The sequence below is a fragment of the Bradyrhizobium sp. genome (assembly GCF_004799405.1).
GTDB lineage: Bacteria > Pseudomonadota > Alphaproteobacteria > Rhizobiales > Xanthobacteraceae > Bradyrhizobium.
The window spans coordinates 1-25,126 of record NZ_SSMW01000045.1; the positions used below are offsets into that span (position 1 = coordinate 1).

Sequence of the window (25,126 nt, forward strand, 5' to 3'; positions counted from 1 at the left end):
CTTTCAAGCCGCTTTCCCAGGCGTCCGACGCTCGTCGTGCATTACGGAGATCATCAGCCGGTAATGGCACGGCAAATCGAAGCAAAGCTCAAACTGCCGACAGACGCGCGGCGCCGGTTCCGCACGTTCTATGCGATAGAGGCCCTGAATTGCCCCTCGAACTGGCTTGTGCCCGGTCGAAGCAGAGATCTGGATATTGCTTTTCTTGGCACAGTCGCGTTGCAGCAGGCCGGTCTGCCTCTTGATGAAATTTTTTCCACGCGCGCGAGCCTTCTGGAGCATTGTGGCGATGCCTATTTCGCCTCGCCATCGGAACGGAAACGTCGCTTCCACCGCACGCTGGTAGAACTTGGCATGATCGAGCTAGTGCGGGACGCCGGACATCGATACCCGGAAAGATGGTGGGCGCGACAGGGATCGAACCTGTGACCCCCTCGATGTCAACGAGGTGCTCTCCCGCTGAGCTACGCGCCCTAAGGTCTTCCATCACGGGTGGGGTCCGTATATCGGCTCCAAAGCAGGCAGGCAAGGATGCCCGACCCGCCGTTTACCGGACTTTGCAGGACCTTGGGGCCGGCGAATCAGGCCGCCAGCATCTTGTTCACTTCGCTGACCAATTCGCGAAGGTGAACCGGTTTCGACAGCACCTTGGCGTTTTTCGGCGCATCGGAATCCGAGTTCAGCGCGACCGCCGCAAAGCCGGTGATGAACATGATCTTGATATCGGGATCGAGTTCCGAGGCACGGCGCGCCAGTTCGATGCCATCCATCTCCGGCATCACGATATCGGTGAGGAGCATCTCGAACGGCTCCTCGCGCAGCCTTTGGTAGGCCGACAGGCCGTTGTCATGGGGCGAGACCTGAAAACCGGCGTTTTCCAGCGCCTTGACCAGGAAGCGGCGCATATCGTTGTCGTCTTCGGCGAGGAGGATTTTATGCATGGCGGTTGGTCGTCGAATCCCATCAAGAGGATCAATCCGCTCACTAAGCCCGACAGAGGGTAAATTTCGGGTGAAAGACGCGGTGCGCGGCCGCGGGCGGTGGCGTTATTTCTGGACCGGAATGCGTCCCAGATCAATCAAGCTGGCCACTTTCGGCATCCCGGATGTGTTCCGGCCGGTTTGCAGGTTTTTTCACTTGGCAGAATGGTCGCGATTACCGACAATGAGTCCTGATAAAACCTCCGGTTTTCTGGCAGAAACGACGTGACCAGAGCAGCGGACTTAGGGGACGGCGCCCGACGATGACCCAGTTTGATGGCGGATTGTCGCCTCCGTTCGAGATCGTGGAGCCGGAGGCGTGGCGGGCGCCGATCATCTTCAATTCTCCGCACTCCGGCTCGGTCTATCCGCGGGAATTTCTCACCGCCTCGCGGATCGATCTGGCAGCACTGCGCCGCTCCGAGGATTCGTTCATGGACGAGTTGATCGCGGGCTTGAGCGATCGCGGTTTTCCGACTGTGCAGGTCAACTTTCCCCGCTCCTATGTCGACGTCAACCGGGAGCCCTACGAGCTCGATCCGCGGATGTTCAACGGACGGCTGCCGAGCTTCGCCAACACGCGATCGATGCGGGTCGCCGGCGGGCTCGGCACCATCCCGCGGGTGGTCGGCGACGGCCAGGAGATCTATCGCGAGCGTCTTGGAATCGATGACGCGCTCGGCAGGATCGAGACGCTGTACAAACCGTATCACCGCGCGTTGCGGCGGCTGATCAACAAGGCGCATCAGACGTTCGGCACGGTGGTGGTGGTGGATTGCCATTCGATGCCCTCGATCGGGGTCTCGCGCGATGAGCCGCGCCGGCCCGACGTGGTGATCGGCGACCGCTACGGCACCAGTTGCGCAGCCCTGCTCCCCGACATGGTCGAGGAAACCATGAGTGCGCTGGGTTACTCGGTCGGCCGCAACAAGCCCTATGCTGGCGGCTTCATCACCGAGCACTACGGCAATCCGGCAAGCGGACTGCACACTATCCAGCTCGAGCTCAACCGCGCCATCTACATGGACGAGCGGCGGCGCGAACGCGGGCCGCGGTTCGCGCAGGTCGCGGCCGATTTCACCGCGCTGGCCGACGCGCTGGCCGCCCTTCCGCTCAGCGACCTCGGACCGTTCCAGGCCGCGGCGGAATAAATCCGGAAATGACCTGAAAAGAAAAAAGGGCCGCTTGAAAACAAGCGGCCCAAGTCTAGGGAGGAAACGCCCAAGGAGGGCAGCGATAACGCAAAAGCGCTACCGCACCGCAACAATATGCGACCGCGCTGCACAAAACGCAAGAGCCTTTGAATCTTTTCCGGTGCAAAAATCCATTCAGTTTTGCGTTGTTGCATAAAAGTCAAAAATTACAGTTTTGACCGTTATTTCAGTTACTTAAGGATATCACCGGTTCAGAACCCATCCTGAAAAGCCGCGTCCCGGGGCCGTCAGTCCACTGCTCTCGAATTCGTGATCGGCACTGTCATTAGAAAATGCAGCTGTATTCAGCCTGATTCGCAAATCGAATATGGCGACCCCTCAGCCCGATAAATCTCGGTCCCCCGTGCGCGGATTGCGGGATTGGGCTAGGCAGGAGCCGGGACATTCTCCGCCCGCTCTGCCCTTGAGGAAGCGCCGTGACGGTCATCGATTTTACTGCCTTCATCGGCCGCCTTGCGACCTCGTCGGGGGAAACCATCCTGCCGTTCTTCCGGACCTCGCTGAGTATCGACAACAAGAGCACGGCCCACGATTTCGATCCGGTGACCGAAGCCGACCGCGCGGCGGAAGCGGTGATGCGGCGCCTGATCAAGGCCAACTTCCCCCAGCACGGCATCGTCGGCGAGGAGTTCGGCAACGAGCGCGAAGACGCCGAATATGTCTGGGTGCTGGATCCGATCGACGGCACCAAATCCTTCATCGCGGGCTTTCCGATCTGGGGCACGCTGATCGCGCTGCTGCATCAGGGCACGCCGGTGTTCGGGATGATGCATCAGCCGTTTATCGGCGAGCGCTTTTCCGGCGACAGCGGCTCGGCGCATTACGCCGGACCCTCGGGCACGCGCCGGCTGGCGGTGCGGCGCTGCGCCTCGCTGAAGGAGGCGACGTCCTACACCACCAGTCCGCTATTGATGAACGCCGCCGATCGCGCCGCGTTCGGCCGGGTCGAAGCGGCCGTGCGGCTGACGCGCTACGGCGGCGATTGCTATTCCTATTGCATGCTCGCCGCCGGCCATCTCGATCTCGTGGTCGAGACCGAACTGAAATCCTACGATATCGCCGCCCTGATTCCGATCATCACCGGCGCCGGCGGCATCGTCACCACCTGGGACGGCAAGCCGGCGCAGCATGGCGGCCGCATCATCGCCGCGGGCGATCCGCGCGTGCATGAAGCGGCGATGAAGTTGTTGAACAGCTAGCGCGCCTCGCCATGACGCCGACGGTCATGCGGATGGAGCCATTCATGAGAATTACCGGCGCGCTGTTGACGGCAATCCTATCGACGTGGCTGCTGCCGGATCCGGCGGCAGCCGGGGATTTTCCCGACCGGCAAATCCGGATCATCGTGCCGTTCCCGGCCGGCGGGCCGAACGACATCATCGCACGCGTGGTCGGCCAGCGCATGTCGGAGATCATCCGGCAGCCGGTCATCATCGACAATCGCAGCGGACAGGCGGGCGTGCTCGGAACCGACTTGGTCGCGAAGGCCAAACCCGATGGCTACACGGTTGCGATCTCCAGCGCGGGCGCGCTCGCCATCACCTCCAGTCTGGAGAAGATCTCCTACGAGCCGTTGAAGGACCTGCAGCCGATCACGCTGGTGGCGGAAGTGCCGGAAATGCTGGTGGTCGCCACCAGCGTTCCGGCCACCAACATGAAGGAACTGATCGAGTTCGCCAGGGCGCATCCCGGCAAACTCAATTTTGCATCGACCGGCGTCGGCAGCATGCCGCATCTGGCGGCCGAACTGCTCAAGCTGACGGCAAAGATCGACATCGTGCACGTGCCCTATCGCGGCGCAGCACCCGCCGTGACCGATATGCTGGGCCAGCAGGTGCAGATGGTGTTCCTCGACTTGCCGGTCCTGCTGCCGCAGATCAAGACCGGTGCGCTGCGGCCGATCGCGATCGGCGCCCGCGAACGCGCGCCGACGGCGATGGAAGTGCCGACCACCGCCGAGGTCGGCATGCCGGACCTGCTGATCCAGAACTGGTACGGCATGGTGGCGCCGGCCGGAACGCCTCCCGACATCGTCGCAGCGCTGAACCGGATCGCAACCGAGGCGATGGGCGACCCGGCCGTGAAGGAGAAACTGGCCAGCCAGGGTGCCACGCTGGTCGGCGACACGCCGGAACATTTCCGCGGTTTTATACAGGCCGAAACGATCAAGTGGGCGAGCGTGATCAAGGACTCCGGCATTCAGATCGAGAAGTGAATCAGGACCTCCGCGAAACCTTCAGCGCTGCGCCGCCTTGCGCAAATGCTCCACCAGTTGCTGCGCCGGCCGCGGCAGGGTACGGAAACTTCGCGCGCAGATCGCAAGCCGGCGGTTGGCCCAGGGATCGCGAATCCGCACCCGGCTGATCGGCAATGACCGGGCGCAGCGTTTGGCCGCGACTTCCGGCATCACCGCAATGCCGATGCCCGCCGCCACCATCTGGCCGATCGCGTCGAAACTGTTGAGCCGTGCGCGAAAGCGCAGGCGCGCGCCCAGCCGCGCGGCGTGGCCGGTGACATGCGCGTGCAACGCGCTCGATGCGGTCAAGCCGATGAAGTCCCGGTTCACCACGTCGCGAAAATCGACCTGCCGCCGGCGCGCCAGTTCGTCATGGCGCGCGGCGACGATCACCAGGCGATCTTCGCTGAACGCAATCCGCTCGATGCTGTCGGGCAAGGTGTGTTCGGCCACCAGGCCGATATCGGCGGCCCCGGTCGCGATGGCGTTGGCGATATCGATGCTTTCGCGTTCTTCGACGTCGATGCTGAGGTGCGGATGCTGCGCAAGAAAGGCGGCCAGCACCTTCGGCAAATATTCCGATAGTCCCGAGGTGTTGGCGAGCAGCCGCAGCGTCGCCTTCATGCCGCGGGCAAACGCCATCAGCTCGCCCTGCATGGCATCGACATTGTGCATGATGACGCGGGCATGATCGAGCAGGCTTTGGCCTGCCGCGGTCAACTCGACGCCGCGGCGGCCGCGCTTCAGCAGCGCAGTGCCGACGGCGGCCTCCAGCGCCTTGATCCGCGCGCTGGCCGATGCCAGCGCCAGATGCGCGCGGGACGCGCCGGCCGTGATGCTGCCAGAGTCCGCCACCGCGATGAAAAGCCCGAGGTCGACCAGATCGAAACGCATGGCGATTTCCTGCCTTCGTCACAGCCGAAGGCTTGCTTCACGAGCCGCAGATTGTGCCGATGGCGCCGATCGGTCAATGTCACCGGATGATCGAACCTCTGTTGATCCTGATTGCCGCGGCGTTCCTGCTGGCGGGTTTCGTCAAGGGGGTGATCGGCCTCGGCCTGCCGACGGTGTCGATGGGCCTGCTCGCAGTGGCGATGCCGCCGGCGCACGCGCTCGCCATCGTCATCGTGCCCGCGATCGTCACCAACATCTGGCAGACCTTCGTCGGCCCCTACCTGCGCGACATCATCCGGCGGCTGTGGCCGCTGATGGTCGGCACCGTCGCCGGCATCTGGCTGAACTCGGGAATGCTGACCGGGCCCTACGCGCGCTACGGCGCCATCGTGCTCGGCCTGATGCTGGTGCTCTACGCCATCGTCGGCCTGACCCAATTCAGTTTCCGGGTCGCCAGCCGCGATGAAAAATGGATCGGCGGCATCGTCGGCGTCGCCACCGGCATGGTTTCCGCCGCCACCGGCGTGCAGGTGATCCCGTCAATGCCGTTCATGCAGGCGATCGGCATGGAGAAGGACGAACTGGTGCAGGCGCTCGGGGTGTTCTTTACCGTCGCCACCGTGTCACTCGCCTTCAATCTCACCAGCGCCGGATTGCTGACCGCGGCCACCGCGCTACCCGGCGCCGTGGCGATGGTGGCTTCCTTTGCCGGCATGTTCATCGGACAGGCGGTGCGCACGCGGCTGGAGCCGGAGGCGTTCCGGAGATGGTTTCTGATCGCGATGATCTTTCTCGGGATCTATCTGGCGGGGAGCGCGACGTACAATGTGGCGCGGGCCTGACGCCGCTCACTGAAACAGCGGCGTCCCCGGCACGAAGGCATCGAACGCGGCCCAGAATTGCGCGCGGTAGCGGTCCTGCTCCTGCAGGATTTCATGCTTCGAACCGGCGATCACCAGATGCGAGCCGGCGCGCAGGTGATAGGCGAATTCCTCGATCGCCGCGGTGGATACGATGGTGTCGTTGCTGGCCGCCAGCATCAGGATCGGCTGGCGGATTTCCGACGGATAATTCGCGACGCGAAAACCGCGCATCGCCGTGAACGCGCTATCGGCCCAGGCCACCGTCGGCGAAGCGATGCCGAGCGTCGGATCTTCCTCCAGGATCGCGGCGTTGCGGGCATAGCGCACGGGATCGCTGGTCAGGGGATTGTTGATGAACGAGGACACCCCGACCAGTTCGTTGCTGCCGCCGGGAACGTAGCGGCCGCCCTGGCCGGCCAGCCGCAGCAACCGCAGCAGCGCGCGCGCGGGAAATGAGGTGCGGTGGCCGGGAAGATCGATCATCGGCGCCGACAGCACCATGCGGTCGAACCAGCGCTTGCCGGCATGCGCGATGCGCAGCATCACCGCGGCCCCCATCGAATGCGCCAGCGCGAAATATGGCGGCGGACAGTCCGGCAGCACCACCTGCTGCACGAAGGTCTCGACGTCCACCTCGAAATCGGAGAAATCGCGGACATAGCCCTTGCGCGGATCGCGCAGGCGCCGCGACGAATGGCCCTGCCCGCGCCAGTCGATCATCGCCACCGCGAAACCGCGATCGCGCAGGTCGCGCACGGTCTCGAAATATTTCTCGATCTGCTCGCCGCGCCCGGTAAAGACGCAAACCGTGCCTTTTCGATTGGCTGGCGGCGCCCAGCGCGCAAAGCGCAGTTCGGCGCCGTCAGGGGTCTTGATGGTGCCGGTGACGAAATTGTCCGGAACCGGATTGGCGGGAATCGAAACGAGCATCATGGGGCGGGGCCGGTATGTCAAAAGTGCTGGAAATCAAGGCGATGGCGTCAAAAAAAGAGGATCGATTCCGCCCTCTTGAACACCCTTTGGCCCCTCCCATATCACCTTCGTGCAGGCCGCTACCAGTGTTTCGGGAACCCGGGACACAAGGCTGCACATGGACGAAAGCCCGGCCCGATGGCGGGCGGGTTACATCAACAGTCGCTCAATGGAGGACTACCCTATGCGTACCTACGATCTCACCCCGTTTTACCGTTCCACGGTCGGCTTCGACCGGTTCTTCTCCCTGCTCGACCAGGCCGCTTCCGATGGCAGCCCCGGCTATCCGCCCTACAACATCGAGCGCACCGGCGATAACACCTATCGCATCAGCGTCGCGGTCTCCGGCTTCTCGCAGGGCGAACTTTCCATCGTCGCCAAGGAAAACACCCTGACGATCAAGGGCGAGAAAACCGCCAACGAAAACGGCCAGGACAAGTCCGAGGTGCTCTATCGCGGCATCGCGGCGCGCGCTTTCGAGCGGGCGTTCCAGCTTGCCGATTTCGTGGTGGTGAAGAATGCCTCGCTGGAGAACGGCCTGCTTCACGTCGATCTGGTCCGCGAGATCCCCGAGGCCAAGAAGCCCCGCAGCATCCCGATCTCGACCACCAACGCGGCCGCACCGCAGGTCGTCGACGGTTCGGCCCAGAAGGTCGCCGCGTAAGCCGGCTTGATTTTCGGATCGCTTAAGAAAACGCCCCGGGAAACCGGGGCGTTTTTGTTTGCTTTATTCCAGCCCCTGCGCCTTGGGCATCGGTTGCGTCGGCTGGATCGGCGGCGTGGGCTTGGCCTCAACGATCGGCACGGCGGGCGGCGGCCTCACCGGCACATCCGTTGGCGGGGCCTGCACCGCGGCCGATTGCTGCGCCGGCTCCGGCGCGGGCTTGGCGGCCAGCGGCTTGACCTCGGGCTTGAGTTCAGGCTTGGCCTCGACGGCATGCGGCGGCGGCGCTTTCGGCAGCGGCACCGCAGGCGTGCGGCTCGCCACCCGCGGCACCGGGGCCGGCGGCCGCGGCGGTTCTCTCAAGCTGCCGACCGGCGGCATCGGCGCCAGCGGTCCCGGCGGCCGGCCATAGATGACGGTCGGCTCGTCGCCGAAATTGTCGCCCATCCGGTAGGCCGGCATGAAGCGGATGATGCGCCTGGTGCGGGCATCAATCACCAGCCGCCCGTCATCGCCACGGCCGTCGATCACCGAAATCGTGTAGAACATGCCGCGCTGGCGCGGGATGCCGATCGGCGAAAACCCGTTGTCGCGCACCACCGCGTAAACTTCCGACGGCGGCATCAGCATCGGCCCGCCGTAGCCGGGCTGATAGCCTGGCTCGCCCGGCTCGTAATAGCGCGGCGGCGGCGCCTCCGGTGGCATCGCCGCATAAGGCCCGGTGACGTCGGATACCGCCGTGTAGGGCGACCTTTCAATGTCGTATGGCGCCGGCATCTGAGCACTCGCGGCCGTCGCGGAAAGAACCAGCCCGGCCGACATCACCCATCCAGTGAACAGCTTCATCGCGCAATCGCTCCCGTCACATCCCACGCCCAGAGCCTTCGGCCCTTTATCCCCGCTTGATAGCCTCGCCACCGATTCTGGCGGTCCTTGGGCAGGATCGCGGCGCGCTTGCCTCAAATCCGGGACAACGCTGCCGGCGCGCCAAGCGGGCGGCGACTTTCACGCGCTTGTGTGATAGAAAAAAATTTGGCATGGTCGGAGTTAGGACAGCATAGCTGTCTCAATTTTAGTGGCAAACCCGGCACGGGGATTGCAACGAAAATTGGGTGCTCAGGCGCCAGAAGTTAAAGGCAAAGGCCGTTCGTCGGGGACGCCGGACGCCCAAGCCTGAATTCGAAAAATTGCGGCTCGCGGAGGACGAGCGGTGGCCCGACGGGTGCCGCAAACGCCCAAGGTGCGCCGAAGACGACGGTTAAGGCCGTTAGCCTTGTTGAGAGGACAGCGATGAGCGGGTCGGAGTTCGAGCGCGAAAACATCGTGACGGATGCGCTGTCGGCGGCCTCGGCGTCGAAACCGCTTGAGCCCGCGCGCGAGCACACCTGGCGCCCGCCCGCCGAGGGCATGTATGATCCTTCGCTGGAGAAGGATTCCTGCGGCGTCGGCTTCATCGCCAACATCAAGGGCCACAAGTCGCATCAGATCATTTCGGATGCGCTCAACATTCTCTGCAATCTCGAGCATCGCGGCGCGGTCGGCGCCGACCCGCGCGCCGGCGACGGCGCCGGCATCCTGGTGCAGATTCCGCACGCCTTCTTCGAGCGCAAGGCCGCCGAGATCGGCTTCCAGCTGCCGAAGCCCGGCGACTACGCTGTCGGCGCGCTGTTCATGCCGCAGGAAGCGGCATGGCGCAAAGTCATCAAGAGCATCATTGCCGACCAGATCCGGGAAGAAGAACTGATGCTGCTCGGCTGGCGCGACGTGCCGACCGACAATGCCTCGCTCGGCGAGACCGTCAAGCCGACCGAGCCAGCGCACATGCAGGTGTTCATCGGCCGCGGCGACCATATCAAGAGCGACGACGAATTCGAGCGCCGGCTCTATATCCTGCGCAAGTCGATTTCGCAGGCGATCTATCAGCGCCGCGACCGCGGCCTCGCCGGCTATTACCCGGTGTCGCTGTCGTGCCGCACCGTGGTCTACAAGGGTATGTTCCTGGCCGACCAGCTCGGTAAATATTATCCCGACCTCAGCGAGCCGGATTTCGAGAGCGCGCTGGCGCTGGTGCATCAGCGTTTCTCGACCAACACCTTCCCGGCCTGGTCGCTGGCGCATCCCTACCGGATGATCGCGCATAACGGCGAGATCAACACGCTGCGCGGCAACGTCAACTGGATGGCGGCGCGCCAGGCCTCGGTGCATTCCGAACTGTACGGCAAGGACATCAGCCGGCTGTGGCCGATCTCCTACGAAGGACAAAGCGACACCGCCTGCTTCGATAACGGCCTCGAATTCCTGGTGCAGGGCGGCTACTCGCTGCCGCACGCCGTGATGATGATGATTCCGGAAGCCTGGGCCGGCAATCCCCTGATGGATGAAACCCGCCGCGCGTTCTACGAATATCACGCCGCGATCATGGAGCCGTGGGACGGCCCCGCCGCGATCGCGTTCACCGACGGCCGCCAGATCGGCGCCACGCTCGACCGCAACGGGTTGCGTCCGGCGCGCTATCTCGTCACCCGCGACGACCGCATCGTCATGGCGTCCGAAATGGGCGTGCTGAAAATTCCCGAAGACCAGATCGTCACCAAGTGGCGGCTGCAGCCCGGCAAGATGCTGCTGGTCGACCTCGAACAGGGCCGGCTCATTCCCGACGACGAGATCAAGACCCAGCTCGCCAAGAGCCATCCCTATCGCGAATGGCTCGACCGCACCCAGATCGTGCTGGAAGAATTGCCGGATGCCCCGGCCAAGGGCATACGCTCCAACCTGCCGCTGCTCGATCGGCAGCAGGCGTTCGGCTATTCGCAGGAAGACATCACCATCCTGATGACGCCGATGGCCTCCACCGGCGAGGAGGCCAACGGCTCGATGGGCAACGACACGCCGATCTCGGCGCTGTCGGACAAGCCGAAGCCGCTGTTCACCTACTTCAAGCAGAACTTCGCCCAGGTCACCAACCCGCCGATCGACCCGATCCGCGAGGAACTGGTGATGAGCCTGGTCTCGATCATCGGGCCGCGGCCGAACCTGTTCGACCTGCAGGGGGCCGCCGGCACCAAGCGGCTCGAAGTGCGCCAGCCGATCCTGACCGATGCCGACCTGGAAAAGATCCGCTCGATCTCCGACATCGCCGACACCCATTTCAAGTCGAACACGCTGGACACCACCTTCCATGCCGGGCTTGGTGCTGCCGGACTGGAGCAGGTGCTGGACGAACTCTGCGCGCGCGCCGAAGCCTTCGTCCGCGAAGGCGTCAATATTCTCATCCTCAGCGACCGCGCCGCGGGCTCCGACCGGATTCCGATCCCCTCGCTCTTGGCCTGCGCCGCCGTGCATCATCACCTGATCCGCACCGGCTTGCGCACCTCGGTCGGGCTCGTGGTCGAATCCGGCGAGCCGCGCGAGGTGCATCACTTCGCCTGCCTGGCCGGCTACGGCGCCGAGGCGATCAACCCTTATCTCGCCTTCGAGACCATCATCGCGATGAAGGACCGGCTGCCGGCGGCGCTCGACGACTACGAGATCGTCAAGCGCTACATCAAGTCGATCGGCAAGGGCCTGTTGAAGGTGATGTCGAAGATGGGCATCTCGACCTATCAATCCTATTGCGGCGCGCAGATCTTCGACGCGGTCGGGTTGAAGGCGGATTTCGTCGCCAAATATTTCGTCGGCACCCATACCCGCATCGAGGGCGTCGGCCTTGCCGAGATCGCCGAGGAAACCGCGCGCCGCCATAGCGACGCGTTCGGCGATGCGCTGCAGTACAAGACCGCGCTCGACGTCGGCGGCGAATATGCCTATCGCACCCGCGGCGAGGATCACGCCTGGACCGCCGAATCGGTTTCCACGCTGCAGCACGCGGTGCGCGGCAATTCGCTGGAACGCTACCGGGCGTTCGCGAAAATCCTCAACGAACAGTCCGAGCGCCTGCTGACCTTGCGCGGCCTGTTCAAGATCAGGACCGCCGAGGACGAGAAGCGCAAGCCGGTGCCGCTCGACCAGGTCGAGCCGGCCAGGGACATCGTGCGGCGCTTCGCCACCGGCGCGATGAGCTTCGGCTCGATCTCGCGCGAGGCCCACACCACGCTGGCGATCGCGATGAACCGGATCGGCGGCAAGTCCAACACCGGCGAAGGCGGCGAAGAAAGCGACCGCTTCAAGCCGATGCCGAACGGCGATTCGATGCGCTCGGCGATCAAGCAGGTCGCGTCGGGACGATTTGGCGTCACCACCGAATATCTCGTCAACGCCGACATGATGCAGATCAAGATGGCGCAGGGCGCCAAGCCCGGCGAAGGCGGACAATTGCCCGGCCACAAGGTCGACGCCACCATCGCGCGGGTCCGGCATTCGACGCCGGGCGTCGGACTGATCTCGCCGCCGCCGCATCACGACATCTATTCGATCGAGGACCTGGCGCAGCTGATCTACGATCTGAAGAACGTCAGCCCGGATGGCCTGGTGTCGGTCAAGCTGGTCTCCGAAATCGGCGTCGGCACGGTCGCGGCGGGCGTCGCCAAGGCGCGCGCCGACCATGTCACCATCGCGGGCTTCGAAGGCGGCACCGGCGCATCGCCGCTCACCTCGATCAAGCACGCCGGCAGCCCCTGGGAAATCGGCCTGGCCGAAACCCACCAGACCCTGGTGCGCGAGCGGCTGCGCAGCCGCATCATCGTGCAGGTCGATGGCGGCTTCCGTACCGGACGCGACGTGGTGATCGGCGCGCTGCTCGGCGCCGACGAATTCGGCTTTGCCACCGCGCCCCTGATCGCGGCCGGCTGCATCATGATGCGCAAGTGCCATCTCAACACCTGCCCGGTGGGCGTGGCGACGCAGGACCCGGTGCTGCGCAAGCGCTTCACCGGCCAGCCCGAGCACGTCATCAATTATTTCTTCTTTGTCGCCGAGGAAGTCCGCGAGATCATGGCGGCGTTGGGCTATCGCACCTTCAACGAGATGGTCGGCCAGACCCAGATGCTCGACCAAACCAGCCTGGTGGCGCACTGGAAGGCGAAGGGGCTCGATTTCTCCAAGCTGTTCGTTCGCCAGAAGGAACTGCCGGGCCAGAAGATCTATCACTCCCAGGCGCAGGACCATCATCTGGAAGCCGTGCTCGACCGCACCCTGATCGAAAAGGCGCAGGCCGCGATCGACCGCGGCGCGCCGGTCAAGATCGAGGTCGAGATCAACAACACCAACCGCAGCGCCGGCGCGATGCTGTCGGGCACGGTGGCCAAGATCTACGGCCATGCCGGCCTGCCGCATGACACCATCCAGGTCAGCCTGAAGGGCACCGCGGGCCAGGCGTTCGGCGCGTGGCTGGCGCGCGGCATCACCTTCGATCTCGAAGGCGAAGCCAACGACTATGTCGGCAAGGGGCTGTCGGGCGGCCGCATCATCGTCAAGCCGCCGCGCAATTCCGGCATCGTGCCGGAAGAATCCATCATCGTCGGCAACACCGTGATGTACGGCGCGATCGAGGGCGAATGCTATTTCCGCGGCATCGCCGGCGAACGCTTCGCAGTGCGCAACTCCGGCGCGGTCGCCGTGGTCGAAGGCGCCGGCGATCATTGCTGCGAATACATGACCGGCGGCATCGTCGTTGTGCTCGGCAAAACCGGGCGCAACTTCGCGGCCGGCATGTCCGGCGGCATCGCCTATGTGCTGGACGAGGCCGGCGACTTCCAGAAGCTCTGCAACATGGCGATGGTCGAACTCGAACCGGTATTGTCGGAAGAGATGATCAACGAGAACACCTATCACCACACCGGCGATCTCGAAGCCCACGGTCGGGTCGACGTGTTCGCCAACCTGCTGGAATCCGATATCGAGCGGCTGCACATCCTGATCACCCGCCACGTCAAGCTGACCGGCTCCAGCCGCGCCGCCGAGATCCTGGCGAACTGGAAGACCTGGCTGCCGAAATTCCGCAAGGTGATGCCGGTGGAATACCGCCGCGCGCTGAAGGAAATGAAGGCCAACGCCGACGCCGAGCCAAAGATCGCGATCGGGGCGTAACGGATGAACACGGCAACGTGGCTACAGTGATGATTCAGGTTTCGGGGCTTAAGCTTTAATGGGCAAGATTACAGGTTTTCTGGAGATCGACCGGCACGACCGCAAGTATGAGCCGGTGGCCGAGCGCATCAAAAGCTATCGCGAATTCGTCGTTCCCTTGAGCGAGAAAGACACCCGCGACCAGGCCGCGCGCTGCATGAATTGCGGCATCCCCTATTGCCACGGCACCGGCTCGGTGGCGCCGGGCACGCCGGGCTGCCCGGTCAACAACCAGATTCCGGATTTCAACGACCTGGTCTATTCCGGCAACTGGGAAGAAGCCTCGCGCAACCTGCACTCGACGAACAATTTCCCGGAGTTCACCGGCCGCATCTGCCCGGCCCCGTGCGAAGCCTCGTGCACGCTCAACATCGACGACAATCCCGTCACTATCAAGACCATCGAATGCGCCATCGTCGATCGCGCCTGGGACAATGGCTGGGTCACGCCTGAACTGCCATCGGCCAAGACCGGCAGGAAGGTCGCGGTGGTCGGCTCCGGCCCGGCGGGCCTCGCCTGCGCGCAGCAGATCGCGCGCGCCGGCCACGACGTGCACCTGTTCGAAAAATACGCCAAGGCCGGCGGGTTGCTTCGCTACGGCATTCCCGATTTCAAGATGGAGAAGCACGTCATCGACCGCCGCGTCACGCAGATGGAAGCCGAAGGTGTCACCTTCCATTACGGCGTCCATGTCGGCGGCACCTCATCCGGTGCGCTCGATCCGCGCGCGATGCTCGACCAATACGACGCGGTGGCGCTGACCGGCGGCGCGGAAGCGGCGCGCGACCTGCCGATCCCCGGCCGCGATCTTGCTGGCATTCACTACGCAATGGATTTCCTGCCGCAGCAGAACCGCCGCGTCTCCTCTGAGCCGCTCGGCAATGCCGCCGACATTCTCGCCGGCGGCAAGCATGTGGTGGTGATCGGCGGCGGCGATACCGGCTCGGACTGCATCGGCACCTCGTTCCGCCAGGGCGCCAAGTCCGTCACCCAGCTCGAGATCATGCCGGCGCCGCCGGAGCATGAGAACAAGGGCCTGACCTGGCCGAACTGGCCGCTGAAGATGCGGACCTCATCGAGCCAGGCCGAAGGCGCGCACCGCGAATTCGCGGTGCTGACGCAGAAATTTTCCGGCAGCGACGGCAAGGTGGCAAAACTGCATTGCGTGCAGGTCGACGACAAGTTCAAGCCGGTGGCGGGAACCGAATTCGAGCTCGACGCCGAACTGGTGCTGCTGGCGATGGGCTTCGTGCATCCGGTGCACGAGGGCCTGCTCAAGACCCTCGGCGTCGACCTCGATCCCCGCGGCAACGTCCGCGCCAACACCGCCGATTACCAGACCTCGCTGCCAAAAGTGTTCTCCGCCGGCGACATGCGCCGCGGACAGTCATTGGTGGTCTGGGCGATCCGCGAAGGACGGCTCTGCGCGCGCGCGATCGACGCGTTCCTGATGGGGACGACGAACCTGCCGCGGTGAGGGCTCTTATGCCTCCACCCCGACGGTGCCCGCCCTACGACGACCTGTCATAGACCGGCGCCTGCTTGGCGCCGGCTTTCACTTCGTCGGCTTCCCGCAACACCCGGCGCAGCCGGCGGCCGGCCAAGAGCGCGGTCTGGACGTTCTTGTCGCTGGAGCTCTCCTCGAAGAAGATGACCACTTCGCAGTTCGGGCATTGCCTGGAATATCCCGGCTGCACCCGCCGTGCCCGCTCCCGGAAGGTGGATTTGCATCGGGTGCAGCGAACCTGGACGGTGTCGTCGGTCATTGGCGCCTTCAGTGGGCGGCGAGCGCTTGACGGCGCAGCCGCCGGGCATGGCTCAGCGCCTGCCGGATCGAGTCCTCGCGCGACTCGCTCTCGAACACGATCGCGGTGGCGCAATGGGTGCAGGGCATCGAGGCCCCGCCGCGGATTTTCTTGGCTTTGGCCTTCATGGTGCCCCCGCATTTAGGGCACTGGACCCTGATCAGATCGGACATTCTGCCCCTCGCTTTGGGGGCACCTTATGGCACGCTTTGTTAACTTTCGGTGTTCGCGGCAGAGACGTTTGGCCTCGCCCCGCTAACCAAGATCAATTCTGCAGCCGCACCCCCAGCATCACCACCGTCGAGGCCGAACTGTTGCCGGGGAGATTGGAGTTGAGGACGTCGCGGCGCAGGGTTCCCTTGACCCAGAGGTTGCGGGTCATCTTGTAGACCAGGTCGGCCTCGGCCGAGTAGGTTTTGTCGAACCGGCCGTCGCCCTGGTAGTCGAGCGTGGCGAAGGTGAATTTGCCGATCGCCGTCAGCCAGCGGCGGAAATCGTGATCGACCTCCACGGTGTAGGTGTGCGTCAGCACGCCGGAGACGCCGGGCAGCGTGGTCTCGTCGATCGAGGTGGTCGAATAGAACTTTGCCGTGGTCAGCGGCGTCGCGGTCCAGGTCAAGGAGGAAGCGACTAGCAGGCCCTGCAGGCGCTGCAGCCGGGTGTCGACATAGCTGCGCTCGGCGTAGCCGACCGAGATTTCGCCGGTAAGCAGGCGGGTGAATTCGAACGAAGTGCCGGCCTTGGCGTAGCCGCCGGTGGAATCGCGCGCATAGAAGTTGCGATCGAGGAAGAGGTCGTGCACCCGGTTGTCGCCCTCGACCTCGACGAACGGCTTCAGTCCCGGCATCAGATCGTAGCTGACGCGGCCGACGCCGCCATACTGGTTGAAGTCGCGGTCGTCGTTGGTGGTCGAACTGCCGTCGGTGAGCACCGAGTTCTGGTAGACGGTGCGGTCGATGGTGGCGCCGGCGTAAACCTCCAGGCGGTTGAAATTCTGGTCGATGCCGAAAGTGCCGCCGAGCGTGGTGTAAACAGGGTATTTGGCCATCCCGGCCTGGATGTTCGGACTGCCGGGATTATCGGTGGCGGCGAGCAGGCGCACCTCCGCGGTCAAATGGGTGTCCTGCGTGACATCGAGACGGCCGTCGATGTGACCGTTGAAACTGGGCCGGTCGACATTGGTCGGCGCCGGCGAAATGGCGCCGTCGACCATCGATGGCAGCGAACCGCCATAGCCGGTGAACGACCCCTTGAGATCGGCAACCAGCGCGTGGCGATCCCAGTCGGAGACGGCGAGGAATTCCGGCGCGACCACCCAGAACGGCAAGCCATGCGGCTCGGGAAGCCGGCCGGGATTGGTGTCGTAGCCGCCGCTGAGTTCGACCGCAGACTTGATGAGAAAGGCGCCGGCGTAGTCGCCGACCGCGCCAAACGGATCGTTATCGACGTTCAGACGTCTGCGCGGCGGCTGGCCGTCGACGGTGCCGGCCATCGCCGGCGCCATCGGCGTCTTGTTGGCGGTCTGCGACGGCGGGATCGACAGCCGCGGCGGCGCTGTGGTTGCCGGTGGCGGTGTGGTGGGCGGCGGCGGGGTGCCGGGACCCGGCGAGGGTTTCGGCTTGGCCTGGCCCGGATCGAACTTCGGCTTCTTGCGGGTGCGGCCGAGCGAGTCGAAGCCGGTGTCCTTGGCGCCATTGGCGGCGGGAAGTCCATAGGTCGGGATCTGGCCGATCCTTGACGGCGCCGGTTTGTCCTTGTCGCGCAGCCGCAGGTCATCGTCGGCGGCCGCGGTCCTGTCGGTCTTGCGCAACGGCGAATCCGGCGGCGCGACCGAGGCGTCCGGCAGCGGGTTGAACAGATCGGGGGTGACGGTCTGGGCGCGTGCGACGGTGCAATCGAACGCAGTCAGCATAAGGCATGGCAAAAGCGCGCGTAAGGCGTTCACGCGCCTGCGGCGGCCCTTGGCTGGACCCGACATCACGATCTAAAATACTCCAACGAATTCATACGCTTGACGATCGGTCCGGCGCGGGAACGCACACGCGCGGAAAAACGTCGTTAATGGAGTTAAAACAATTATGGTTAATGAGCCGTTGAGAACCGGGCCTCGCGTCGCCTCGGTGGTTTGCCCGTGCTAAGAAGGGGCCAAGGGCCAAAATCGAGGCGCCCTCCCCCTTTCGGAACCGGGCATGGCCAAATCAAAACCGCAGGTGAAACCAGCCGTGACCGATCAGGCCAATGAAGCCGTGCAATCGGCGCTGCGGACGCTGGACGCCGAAACAAGCGGCATCGCCGCGATCTCGGCCGCCCTTCAGGGGCCGCTGGGCACGGCCTTCGCCGCCGCCGTCGGGCTGGTCCGGCAGGCCAAGGGCCGCGTCATCGTCACCGGGCTCGGCAAGTCCGGCCACGTCGCGCGCAAGATCGCGGCGACCTTTGCCTCCACCGGAACGCCGGCCTTCTTCGTCCATGCGGCGGAGGCCAGCCACGGCGACCTCGGCATGATCACGCCGGACGACGTCATCATCGCGCTGTCGTGGTCCGGCGAGCAGCCGGAGATGAAGAACCTCGTCAATTATTCCAGCCGCTTCGGCATCCCGATGATCGCGGTGACCTCGAATGCCGGCTCTTCGCTCGGCGAAGCCGCGCGTATCGTGCTCGAACTGCCGAGGGCGCGCGAAGCCTGCCCGCATAATCTGGCGCCCACCACATCGTCGCTGATGCAGGCCGCGATCGGCGACGCGCTGGCGATCGCAATGCTCGAGGGCCGCGGCTTCACCGCGCTCGAATTCGCCAACTTCCATCCCGGCGGCAAGCTGGGAGCGATGCTGAAATTCGTCCGCGACATCATGCATACCGGCGACGCCATTCCGGTGAAGCCGCTCGGCGCCAAGATGTCGGATGCGCTGGTGGAAATGTCGACCAAGGGCTTTGGCTGCGTCTGCATCGTCAACCACAGCGGCGAGATCGCCGGCATCATCACCGACGGCGACTTGCGCCGCCACATGCGCCCCGACCTGATGACCGTGCGGGTCGACGACGTCATGACCAAGAATCCCCGCACCATTCCTCCCGGCATGCTCGCCACCGAGATGCTGGAGACCCTCAATTCGTCGAAACCCGCGGTCACCGTGCTGATCGTTGCCGAAGGCCGAAAGCCGGTCGGCATCGTGCATGTCCATGACGTGCTGCGCGCCGGCGTGGCCTAGAGCCATTTCCGTTCCGATGGAATCGGAACGGAGCTCTAGATTCTTGTTTTGACGCGTTTTCTTTACGCGAACCGGTATCCACTTCGCTCGAAAACGCTCTAGGCCGCGCGCGGAAACCGCGCCGCCTGTTCCTCCAGCGGCAAATTCAACCCGTTCGCAAGATACGACACGGTGCGGTAGAAACTGCACAGCAGGATGATTTCGAAAATTTTTGCGTCGTCGTAATGCGCCGACAGCGCCAGGAATTCCGCGTCGGTCAGCGTCGCGCGCTCATGCATGGCATCGACCGCGGCAATCAGCGCCTGCTCGGCGGCCGACCAGCACGGCGCGTCGGCCCGACCCAGGACCGTGGCGCGGATTTGCTCTTCGGTCAGGCCCGCCGCACCGGCAAATGCGTTGACGTGCACGCCCCATTCGTACTCGCATTTGGTCACCGCGCAGGTGCGGTCGATGACGATTTCGCGCTCGCGCAGGGACAGCGGGCCGCGGTCCAGCAGGCTGCCGGCGCGGAATTTCTCCCAGGCGCGGGCATTGGAAGCGATCACGCGAAACAACGTCAGCGGCGGCGCGCCGCGCATGATCCGGTCGAACTGGGTCTGGATTTCCGGCGCATAGGGCGGCTCCAGCGGCGCAATGCGTGGCGTGGTTGGTGGCATGGCAAGTCCCCTTGCTATCTTGAACACCGCATCCTGATTCAGGCCGACGCCACCGTCAGGCTGGCACCGTCGGCGTGCACGATTCTGACGCGGCTGCCGGCGGGCGCATCGGGCCCGGCCACCCGCCAGATGGTGTCGTCGATCCGCACCGTGCCTGAGCCGTCGATGATCGGCTTCTCCAGCGTGAACACCCGCCCGACCAGCGCATCGGCGCGCTTGTTGAGAAACGGATTGCTTTTGCTGACGGCGGTGTTGTTGCGCGCAACGCGCCGCCACAGCGGCACCGCGGCAGCGGCGAAAATCGCGAACATCAGGATCTGCAACTGCCACGACGGATGGAGCGCGAACGACAACAACCCGACCAGCAACGCGGCGAGCCCGAGCCAGAACAAGAAGACGCCGGGCGCGAGCAATTCCAGCGCCATCAGCACGATGCCGAAGATCAGCCAGTTCCAGGTGCCCAGCGTGGAGAACATCTCGCTCATGGTGTGCCCCTCAACCCGGCGGCGGGACCGGCGGCACGGCGCCGGATCCGGCGCTCGGCACCGACCCGCGCCGCGCCGCGGCTTGCGCGGAGGCGGTACTTTCGCCGAACGTCGCCTTGGCGATCTCGCCGATGCCGGCAAGCGATCCCAAAATGCTCATCGCCTCGATCGGCAGCATGATGATCTTCTGGTTCGGCGAATCCGCCAGTTGTCCGAACGCCTTGATATATTTGTCGGCGATAAAATAATTCAGCGCGGCGACGTCGCCCTTGGCGATCGCCTCCGATACCATCTGCGTGGCTTTGGCTTCGGCTTGCGCGGAGCGTTCGCGCGCCTCGGCGTCGCGAAACGCAGCCTCCTTGCGGCCTTCGGCCTGCAACACGGCCGCCTGCTTGGCGCCTTCGGCGCGCAGAATGTCCGATTGCCGCTGGCCCTCGGCCTGCAGGATGTCGGCGCGCTTGACCCGCTCGGCCTTCATCTGGCGTCCCATCGCCTCGACGAGGTCGGCCGGCGGCACGATGTCCTTGATCTCGATGCGGTTGACCTTCAATCCCCACGGCGAAACCGCGGCATCGACCACCCGCAGCAATCGTTCGTTGATCTCGTCGCGATGCGACAGCACCTGGTCGAGGTCCATCGCGCCCATCACCGAGCGGATGTTGGTCATGGTCAGCACGATGATCGCCTGGCTGAGGTTGGAAACCTCGTAACTCGCTTTGGCGGCATCGAACACCTGGAAGAACGCGACGCCGTCCACCGTCACCGTGGCGTTGTCCTTGGTGATCACTTCCTGCTCGGGAATGTTGATCACCTGCTCCATCATGTTCATCTTGCGGCCGACGCGGTCGAAATAGGGGATGATGATGTTCAGCCCCGGCGCCAGCGTGCGGGTGTATTTACCGAACCGCTCGATGGTCCAGTCGTATCCCTGCGGCACCGTCTTGATGCCGGCAAACAGCGTCAAAATAACCAGCAGCACCAGCGCAATGGTGAAAATGTCAAACCCGGTCATGAAAATCTCCTCGAAATCTCCCTTAGGCGAACGAGCCCGGCCTGAAAGCCCGCGCGCCATGCTGCAACCGTTGTCACACATTGCAGTGCGACGAAACAATCCCTTGGTCTGCCGAACCCGGATGTAGGTTCGACCTGCAGAAATACGAGACGCCGGCTGCGCGATTTATATCCACCCCCGGTATGACCGGACTTTATATCCGGACTTCATATCCAACCCTGCAACTCGCGCAGCACCAGTTGGCGGATCACGTCCATCCCGGCGTCGCTGTCGTTCAGGCAAGGAATGGTGGCAAACGCCTCGCCGCCATTGTGCCTGAAGAGCTCGGCGTTTTCCTGCGCGATCTCTTCCAGCGTTTCCAGGCAATCGGCCGAAAATCCGGGCGTCACCACCGCGATGCGGCGCACGCCGTCCTTTGCCAGTTGTGCGACCGTCTGGTCGGTGTAGGGCTGCAGCCACTGGTCGAAGCCGAAGCGCGACTGGAATGTCAGCAACAGCTTCGAGGCGTCGAGGCCCATGCGTTTCCTCAAGCCATCCATCGTCGCAATGCACTGCGCCGCATAAGGATCGCCCTTGTCGATGTATTTCTGCGGCATGCCGTGGAACGAGGCGACGATGAGTTCGGGTTGAAACGGCAACGTCTTCAGATGCGCATCGATCGAGACCGCGAGCGCCTCGATATAGTCCGGATCGTCGTAATAGGGCGGCGTCACCCGCAAGGTCGGCTGCGCGCGCATGTCGCCGAGCACGCGAAACACTTCGTCGCATACGGTCGCCGAGGTCGCGGCCGAATATTGCGGATAAAGCGGCACCACCAGTAGCCGGTCGCAACCCTGCGCCGTCAGGGCGCCGATCCGCGAGCGGATCGACGGATTGCCGTAGCGCATCGCCCAATCGACCATGACGTGGTCGGCGATGGCGGCCGCGAGCTTGTCCGATTGCGCGCGCGTGATGGTCTTGAGCGGGGATTCGTCTTTATCGGTGTTCCAGATCTTCCGGTAGTCGCGCGCCTTGCGTGCCGGACGGGTGCGCAGGATGACGCCGTTGAGCGCCAGCTTCCACAACAACCCCTGATTCTCGATCACCCGCGGATCGGACAGGAATTCCTTTAAGTACACCCGCACGCCGCGCGCGTCGGCGCTGTCGGGGGTACCGAGATTGACCAGCAGGACGCCGACGCGTCCCGGCCCGGCGGCGCCCGCAGCCTTTGCGCTTTCGATGGAGGCGACCGTTGTCATGATTTCAGTGGCTTCGCGCGTTGAACCATCCTTGTCAAGATAATGGCCCGTTCGATACTGTCACGCCAGGCGATGCGGGCATCGCCTGTCGGGAGGAGCCATGACGGTCGCCGAGTGGTGCGTTTTCGGAACGCTGATGCTCTATTTGCTGACGATCGTTCCGGTCAAGTGGATCGGATTTCGCCGTTTCGACAATGCCAAACCGCGCGACCCCGCCTTCTACGACGACCCGATTCGAACCCGCGCGCTGGGTGCGCATCAGAACGGCATCGAGGCGTTTCCGTTTTTCGCCACCGCCGTGCTGCTGGCGGAATTTCGCGGCGGCCAGCAACGCCTGATCGACGAACTGGCCGTGCTGTTCCTGATCGTGCGGATCGCCTACGTCCTGACCTATCTCGGCGATCGTCCCACGCTTCGCTCGATCCTGTGGAGCATCGGGCTGACGATCAATATCGCGATCTTCTTCATGCCGGCGATCCGGGGCTATCTGCCGATGTAGGACTGTCTCTCGTAATCCCACGGAGAAACGAGGGGAAAGCGTCGTCCCTGCGAAAGCAGGGACGACACTCTATCGGCGATTCGAATTCCCTGACAACGTCAGCGGATCGGCGAGAACGACGCCGGACGCATCACCTTGTCTTCCTGCAGCAGAAGCATTCCTTCCGTGAGTGCGAGGAATTCGCCCCAGGCCGGGTCGGCGTCACGCGCCGCGCGCTTCTTTTCCATGTCGGCAAGGCTGTCGTAGCGCCAGAGGTGCACGACCTGATTGAGCGCTCCGATATAACTCACATAATAGCTCATCAGCTCGAGACCGTGCCGCTTGGTCACCGGCAGCGCCCGCTTTTCGAAAAGTTCAAGGTACTTTGCCTGCTTGCGCGGGATCAGCGTGTAGGTCCGGACATCGACGATCATCTGGGCTTTTCCTTCCGGGTTGAGACCGGCCGCACGATAAAGCATCGAGCCGCCCGGCGCGATAACGCGTCGCTATACGGCTGTCATGCCTGTCCGGGTTACGCCCTTGAGACACGCCGGCGGACGCTGAAACGTCCACGTGTCGGTGAAAACCGGAAATGATCGGCGCACGGCCAAAACGACGCTCTTGACCCGAGGCGGACATGTGGCCTTGTGTCCGGGTATATCGTAAGCCTTTACTGATAGCCCATCCAAAAGTGGAGTTCCGAAGAACTCCGTTCGGCAAATGCGCCAAAGGAGGAACGTATGCGTAAACTTGGATTGAGCGTAGGTGTGATAGCTGGAATCCTATCTGTGGGTTTCCCCCTAAACCGCGCCAACGCGACGTCGGTTACATTGGCCCAAGCCACATCGATAGTCGATGCGGCGCTTTTAAGACAGCGCGGGAGCTTAAACAGATGCCGCAAACCGTGGTGGTGCTTGATGCCGGCGGCCATGTGGTCGCCGCGAAGCGCGAGGACGGCTCCGGTATCATCCGGTTCGAGGTCGCCGTCGGCAAAGCCTATGGTGCTCTCGGCATGGGCTGGGGCTCGCGCACCATGATGGAGCGCTCCGCGCAAAATCCGAACTTCCTGACGTCCATCGCGACGGCGAGCGGCGGCCGCGTCGTGCCGAGCCCTGGCGGCGTGTTGATCCGCGGTAGCGATGGCGCGGTGATCGGCGCGGTTGGCATTTCTGGCGACGCCGGTGAAAATGACGAATTGTCTGCGGTGGCTGGCATCGAAGCGGCAGGACTCAAGGCTGATCCAGGCGGAGCGAAGCAATGAAAATATTTTCCTTCTGGTGTTCGCTGGCGATCTAATTGGCACGAAACCGACGTGGCATCCCGTTCGGACTCATGTCCGGCGGCGCGGGTGTCGCGCGCGTGTGCGAAACATCGGCAGAATAGCGAGGTTGATATCAAGTCTTTGACACTACCCGAATAATTTCGCATTCTGCATGCGAAGCCTCAGCAGAAACATGCAGGCTGCGATCAGGGAGCAAACGCAATGGGTAGCCGGTCCGCCATCATCTGTGCAGTTATCGGAATAATTGGGGCTGCGACGGGCGGCACTGTTTCGAAAGCAGTCGCCTCCGATATCATCGACGAGTGGGCAAACGTGAAGACACCCGCTGCCCCCGAGATCAAGGCGGTGACCGTCGATCCAAAGACCACGGCGCTAATTATGGGCGACCTGGTGAACCAGGTTTGCGGCAAGCGGCCGCGCTGCGTGGCCGCGCTTCCCGCGCTGAAGAAGCTCGTTAGCGAAGCACGTGCGGCGAAGGTCGCGGTCATCTACAGCTTACCACCAAACACCACGACTGCGGATATCATCACCGATGTTGCCCCGACCGCCGATGAGCCGTCGGTGCAGTCTGGCCTGGATAAGTTTTTCAAGACCAATCTGGAACAGATCTTAAAGGACAAGGGTATCCAAACTGTCATCGTGGTCGGCACCTCAGCGGAAGGCCTCGTGATTTATACGGGCGGCGCTGCCGCGCTGCGCGGACTCAATGTTATTGTCCCAGTAAACGGAATGGGGTCGGTGGAAGCATTTGCGGAGCAATACGTGGCTTGGCACATGACCCACGCACCAATCATCTCGTCCAAGGTGACGCTGACAAGGACCGGCATGATAAAATTCTAATCGCCGCTCGTGGCACTTTTTCGGATATGGCGGTCGAGCTTGATGATGTCCGCTATCGGAGGCAAAGATGGGGTAATCGGCCGGCCCAGCTTGTGGATAGCTGAAGATTTTGGGTGCTGCGCTTCAGGCTGCTGGTGAAACGAGGTCCGTGGTCACGGCCTCAGAAGGAGAAGCGCAGCATGGACCATTTTGGCGGATTAGACGTATCGGTCAAGGAGACCAGCATTTGTATTGTGGA

The 25,126-nt window shown here is 63.6% G+C and carries 22 protein-coding genes, 1 tRNA gene and 2 pseudogenes; 12 read left to right on the plus strand and 13 right to left on the minus strand.

From position 1 onward, the window contains the following. Positions 1 to 429: pseudogene (locus tag E7813_RS07940) on the plus strand (hypothetical protein); the annotation flags it as partial. Here the strand turns inward: E7813_RS07940 and E7813_RS07945 are convergent. Beyond that, positions 400 to 474, minus strand: a tRNA-Val gene (locus E7813_RS07945). The pseudogene E7813_RS07940 and the gene E7813_RS07945 overlap by 30 nt on opposite strands. Before the next feature lie 107 nt (positions 475 to 581). Next, entirely contained in the window at positions 582 to 941 is a 360-nt protein-coding gene (cpdR, locus tag E7813_RS07950) for a cell cycle two-component system response regulator CpdR (protein ID WP_291572561.1), read from the minus strand. Positions 942 to 1,243: 302 nt separating this feature from the next. On the opposite strand from cpdR, the gene E7813_RS07955 reads away from it, so the two are divergent. The 3 genes from E7813_RS07955 (at position 1,244) to E7813_RS07965 (ending at position 4,409) form a co-directional block, all read left to right on the plus strand. Next, a complete protein-coding gene (locus E7813_RS07955) occupies positions 1,244 to 2,131 on the plus strand; it encodes an N-formylglutamate amidohydrolase (RefSeq protein ID WP_291572562.1) in 888 nt (295 codons plus the stop codon). Positions 2,132 to 2,610: 479 nt separating this feature from the next. Beyond that, on the plus strand, positions 2,611 to 3,393 hold the full coding sequence (gene hisN, locus E7813_RS07960; protein WP_291572563.1) for a histidinol-phosphatase: 783 nt from the start codon (positions 2,611 to 2,613) through the stop codon (positions 3,391 to 3,393). 44 nt (positions 3,394 to 3,437) lie between these two features. Beyond that, positions 3,438 to 4,409, plus strand: a complete 972-nt coding sequence (locus tag E7813_RS07965) for a tripartite tricarboxylate transporter substrate binding protein (protein WP_291572564.1) — start codon at positions 3,438 to 3,440, stop codon at positions 4,407 to 4,409. 21 nt (positions 4,410 to 4,430) lie between these two features. Here the strand turns inward: E7813_RS07965 and E7813_RS07970 are convergent, their stop codons facing one another. Beyond that, positions 4,431 to 5,324: a LysR substrate-binding domain-containing protein gene (locus tag E7813_RS07970; RefSeq protein ID WP_291572565.1), complete on the minus strand. Its 894-nt coding sequence runs from the start codon at positions 5,322 to 5,324 to the stop codon at positions 4,431 to 4,433. An 86-nt stretch (positions 5,325 to 5,410) separates the two neighbouring features. Between E7813_RS07970 and E7813_RS07975 the strand changes: the two genes are divergently transcribed. After that, positions 5,411 to 6,166 (plus strand): sulfite exporter TauE/SafE family protein, encoded by a 756-nt coding sequence (locus E7813_RS07975; protein ID WP_291572567.1) that lies wholly within the window; start codon positions 5,411 to 5,413, stop codon positions 6,164 to 6,166. 6 nt (positions 6,167 to 6,172) lie between these two features. Here E7813_RS07975 and E7813_RS07980 read toward each other — a convergent pair whose 3' ends face one another. Next, positions 6,173 to 7,120: an alpha/beta hydrolase gene (locus E7813_RS07980; protein WP_291572569.1), complete on the minus strand. Its 948-nt coding sequence runs from the start codon at positions 7,118 to 7,120 to the stop codon at positions 6,173 to 6,175. A 223-nt stretch (positions 7,121 to 7,343) separates the two neighbouring features. Between E7813_RS07980 and E7813_RS07985 the strand changes: the two genes are divergently transcribed. After that, positions 7,344 to 7,823, plus strand: coding sequence for an Hsp20 family protein (locus E7813_RS07985; protein WP_291572572.1), 480 nt, complete (start codon positions 7,344 to 7,346; stop codon positions 7,821 to 7,823). 63 nt (positions 7,824 to 7,886) lie between these two features. On the opposite strand, the gene E7813_RS07990 is transcribed toward E7813_RS07985, so the two are convergent. Next, on the minus strand, positions 7,887 to 8,669 hold the full coding sequence (locus E7813_RS07990) for a hypothetical protein (RefSeq protein WP_291572574.1): 783 nt from the start codon (positions 8,667 to 8,669) through the stop codon (positions 7,887 to 7,889). 444 nt (positions 8,670 to 9,113) lie between these two features. Between E7813_RS07990 and gltB the strand changes: the two genes are divergently transcribed. Further along, positions 9,114 to 13,847 (plus strand): glutamate synthase large subunit, encoded by a 4,734-nt coding sequence (gene gltB / locus E7813_RS07995; RefSeq protein ID WP_291572576.1) that lies wholly within the window; start codon positions 9,114 to 9,116, stop codon positions 13,845 to 13,847. A gap of 58 nt (positions 13,848 to 13,905) precedes the next feature. Further along, entirely contained in the window at positions 13,906 to 15,363 is a 1,458-nt protein-coding gene (locus E7813_RS08000) for a glutamate synthase subunit beta (protein WP_291572578.1), read from the plus strand. Positions 15,364 to 15,397: 34 nt separating this feature from the next. Here E7813_RS08000 and E7813_RS08005 read toward each other — a convergent pair whose 3' ends face one another. The 3 genes from E7813_RS08005 to E7813_RS08015 form a co-directional block, all read right to left on the minus strand. Beyond that, on the minus strand, positions 15,398 to 15,652 hold the full coding sequence (locus E7813_RS08005; protein WP_291572581.1) for a hypothetical protein: 255 nt from the start codon (positions 15,650 to 15,652) through the stop codon (positions 15,398 to 15,400). A gap of 8 nt (positions 15,653 to 15,660) precedes the next feature. After that, positions 15,661 to 15,864: a hypothetical protein gene (locus E7813_RS08010; RefSeq protein WP_291572583.1), complete on the minus strand. Its 204-nt coding sequence runs from the start codon at positions 15,862 to 15,864 to the stop codon at positions 15,661 to 15,663. Between the two features lie 92 nt (positions 15,865 to 15,956). Next, positions 15,957 to 17,603, minus strand: coding sequence for an outer membrane beta-barrel protein (locus E7813_RS08015; protein WP_291572585.1), 1,647 nt, complete (start codon positions 17,601 to 17,603; stop codon positions 15,957 to 15,959). Positions 17,604 to 17,880: 277 nt separating this feature from the next. Here E7813_RS08015 and E7813_RS08020 point away from each other — a divergent pair, with 277 nt between their 5' ends. Next, positions 17,881 to 18,897 (plus strand): KpsF/GutQ family sugar-phosphate isomerase, encoded by a 1,017-nt coding sequence (locus tag E7813_RS08020; protein WP_291572587.1) that lies wholly within the window; start codon positions 17,881 to 17,883, stop codon positions 18,895 to 18,897. Positions 18,898 to 18,995: 98 nt separating this feature from the next. On the opposite strand, the gene E7813_RS08025 is transcribed toward E7813_RS08020, so the two are convergent. The 4 genes from E7813_RS08025 to hemH form a co-directional block, all read right to left on the minus strand. Beyond that, the gene (locus E7813_RS08025) at positions 18,996 to 19,553 is read right to left on the minus strand and encodes a carboxymuconolactone decarboxylase family protein (protein ID WP_291572589.1); all 558 of its coding nucleotides are present in this window, start codon (positions 19,551 to 19,553) and stop codon (positions 18,996 to 18,998) included. A gap of 38 nt (positions 19,554 to 19,591) precedes the next feature. Further along, a complete protein-coding gene (locus E7813_RS08030) occupies positions 19,592 to 20,038 on the minus strand; it encodes an NfeD family protein (protein ID WP_291572591.1) in 447 nt (148 codons plus the stop codon). 10 nt (positions 20,039 to 20,048) lie between these two features. Beyond that, the gene (locus E7813_RS08035) at positions 20,049 to 21,050 is read right to left on the minus strand and encodes an SPFH domain-containing protein (protein WP_291572592.1); all 1,002 of its coding nucleotides are present in this window, start codon (positions 21,048 to 21,050) and stop codon (positions 20,049 to 20,051) included. Positions 21,051 to 21,256: 206 nt separating this feature from the next. Beyond that, positions 21,257 to 22,288: a ferrochelatase gene (gene hemH / locus E7813_RS08040; RefSeq protein ID WP_291572594.1), complete on the minus strand. Its 1,032-nt coding sequence runs from the start codon at positions 22,286 to 22,288 to the stop codon at positions 21,257 to 21,259. A 100-nt stretch (positions 22,289 to 22,388) separates the two neighbouring features. On the opposite strand from hemH, the gene E7813_RS08045 reads away from it, so the two are divergent. Further along, complete coding sequence (locus E7813_RS08045; protein ID WP_291572596.1) at positions 22,389 to 22,787, plus strand: MAPEG family protein; 399 nt, start codon at positions 22,389 to 22,391, stop codon at positions 22,785 to 22,787. Between the two features lie 98 nt (positions 22,788 to 22,885). On the opposite strand, the gene E7813_RS08050 is transcribed toward E7813_RS08045, so the two are convergent. After that, entirely contained in the window at positions 22,886 to 23,245 is a 360-nt protein-coding gene (locus tag E7813_RS08050; protein ID WP_291572598.1) for an NIPSNAP family protein, read from the minus strand. Positions 23,246 to 23,554: 309 nt separating this feature from the next. Between E7813_RS08050 and E7813_RS08055 the strand changes: the two are divergent. After that, positions 23,555 to 24,027 (plus strand): annotated as a pseudogene (locus E7813_RS08055) (heme-binding protein). Positions 24,028 to 24,249: 222 nt separating this feature from the next. Then, entirely contained in the window at positions 24,250 to 24,888 is a 639-nt protein-coding gene (locus E7813_RS08060) for an isochorismatase family protein (protein ID WP_291572601.1), read from the plus strand. Positions 24,889 to 25,126: the final 238 nt, after the last annotated feature.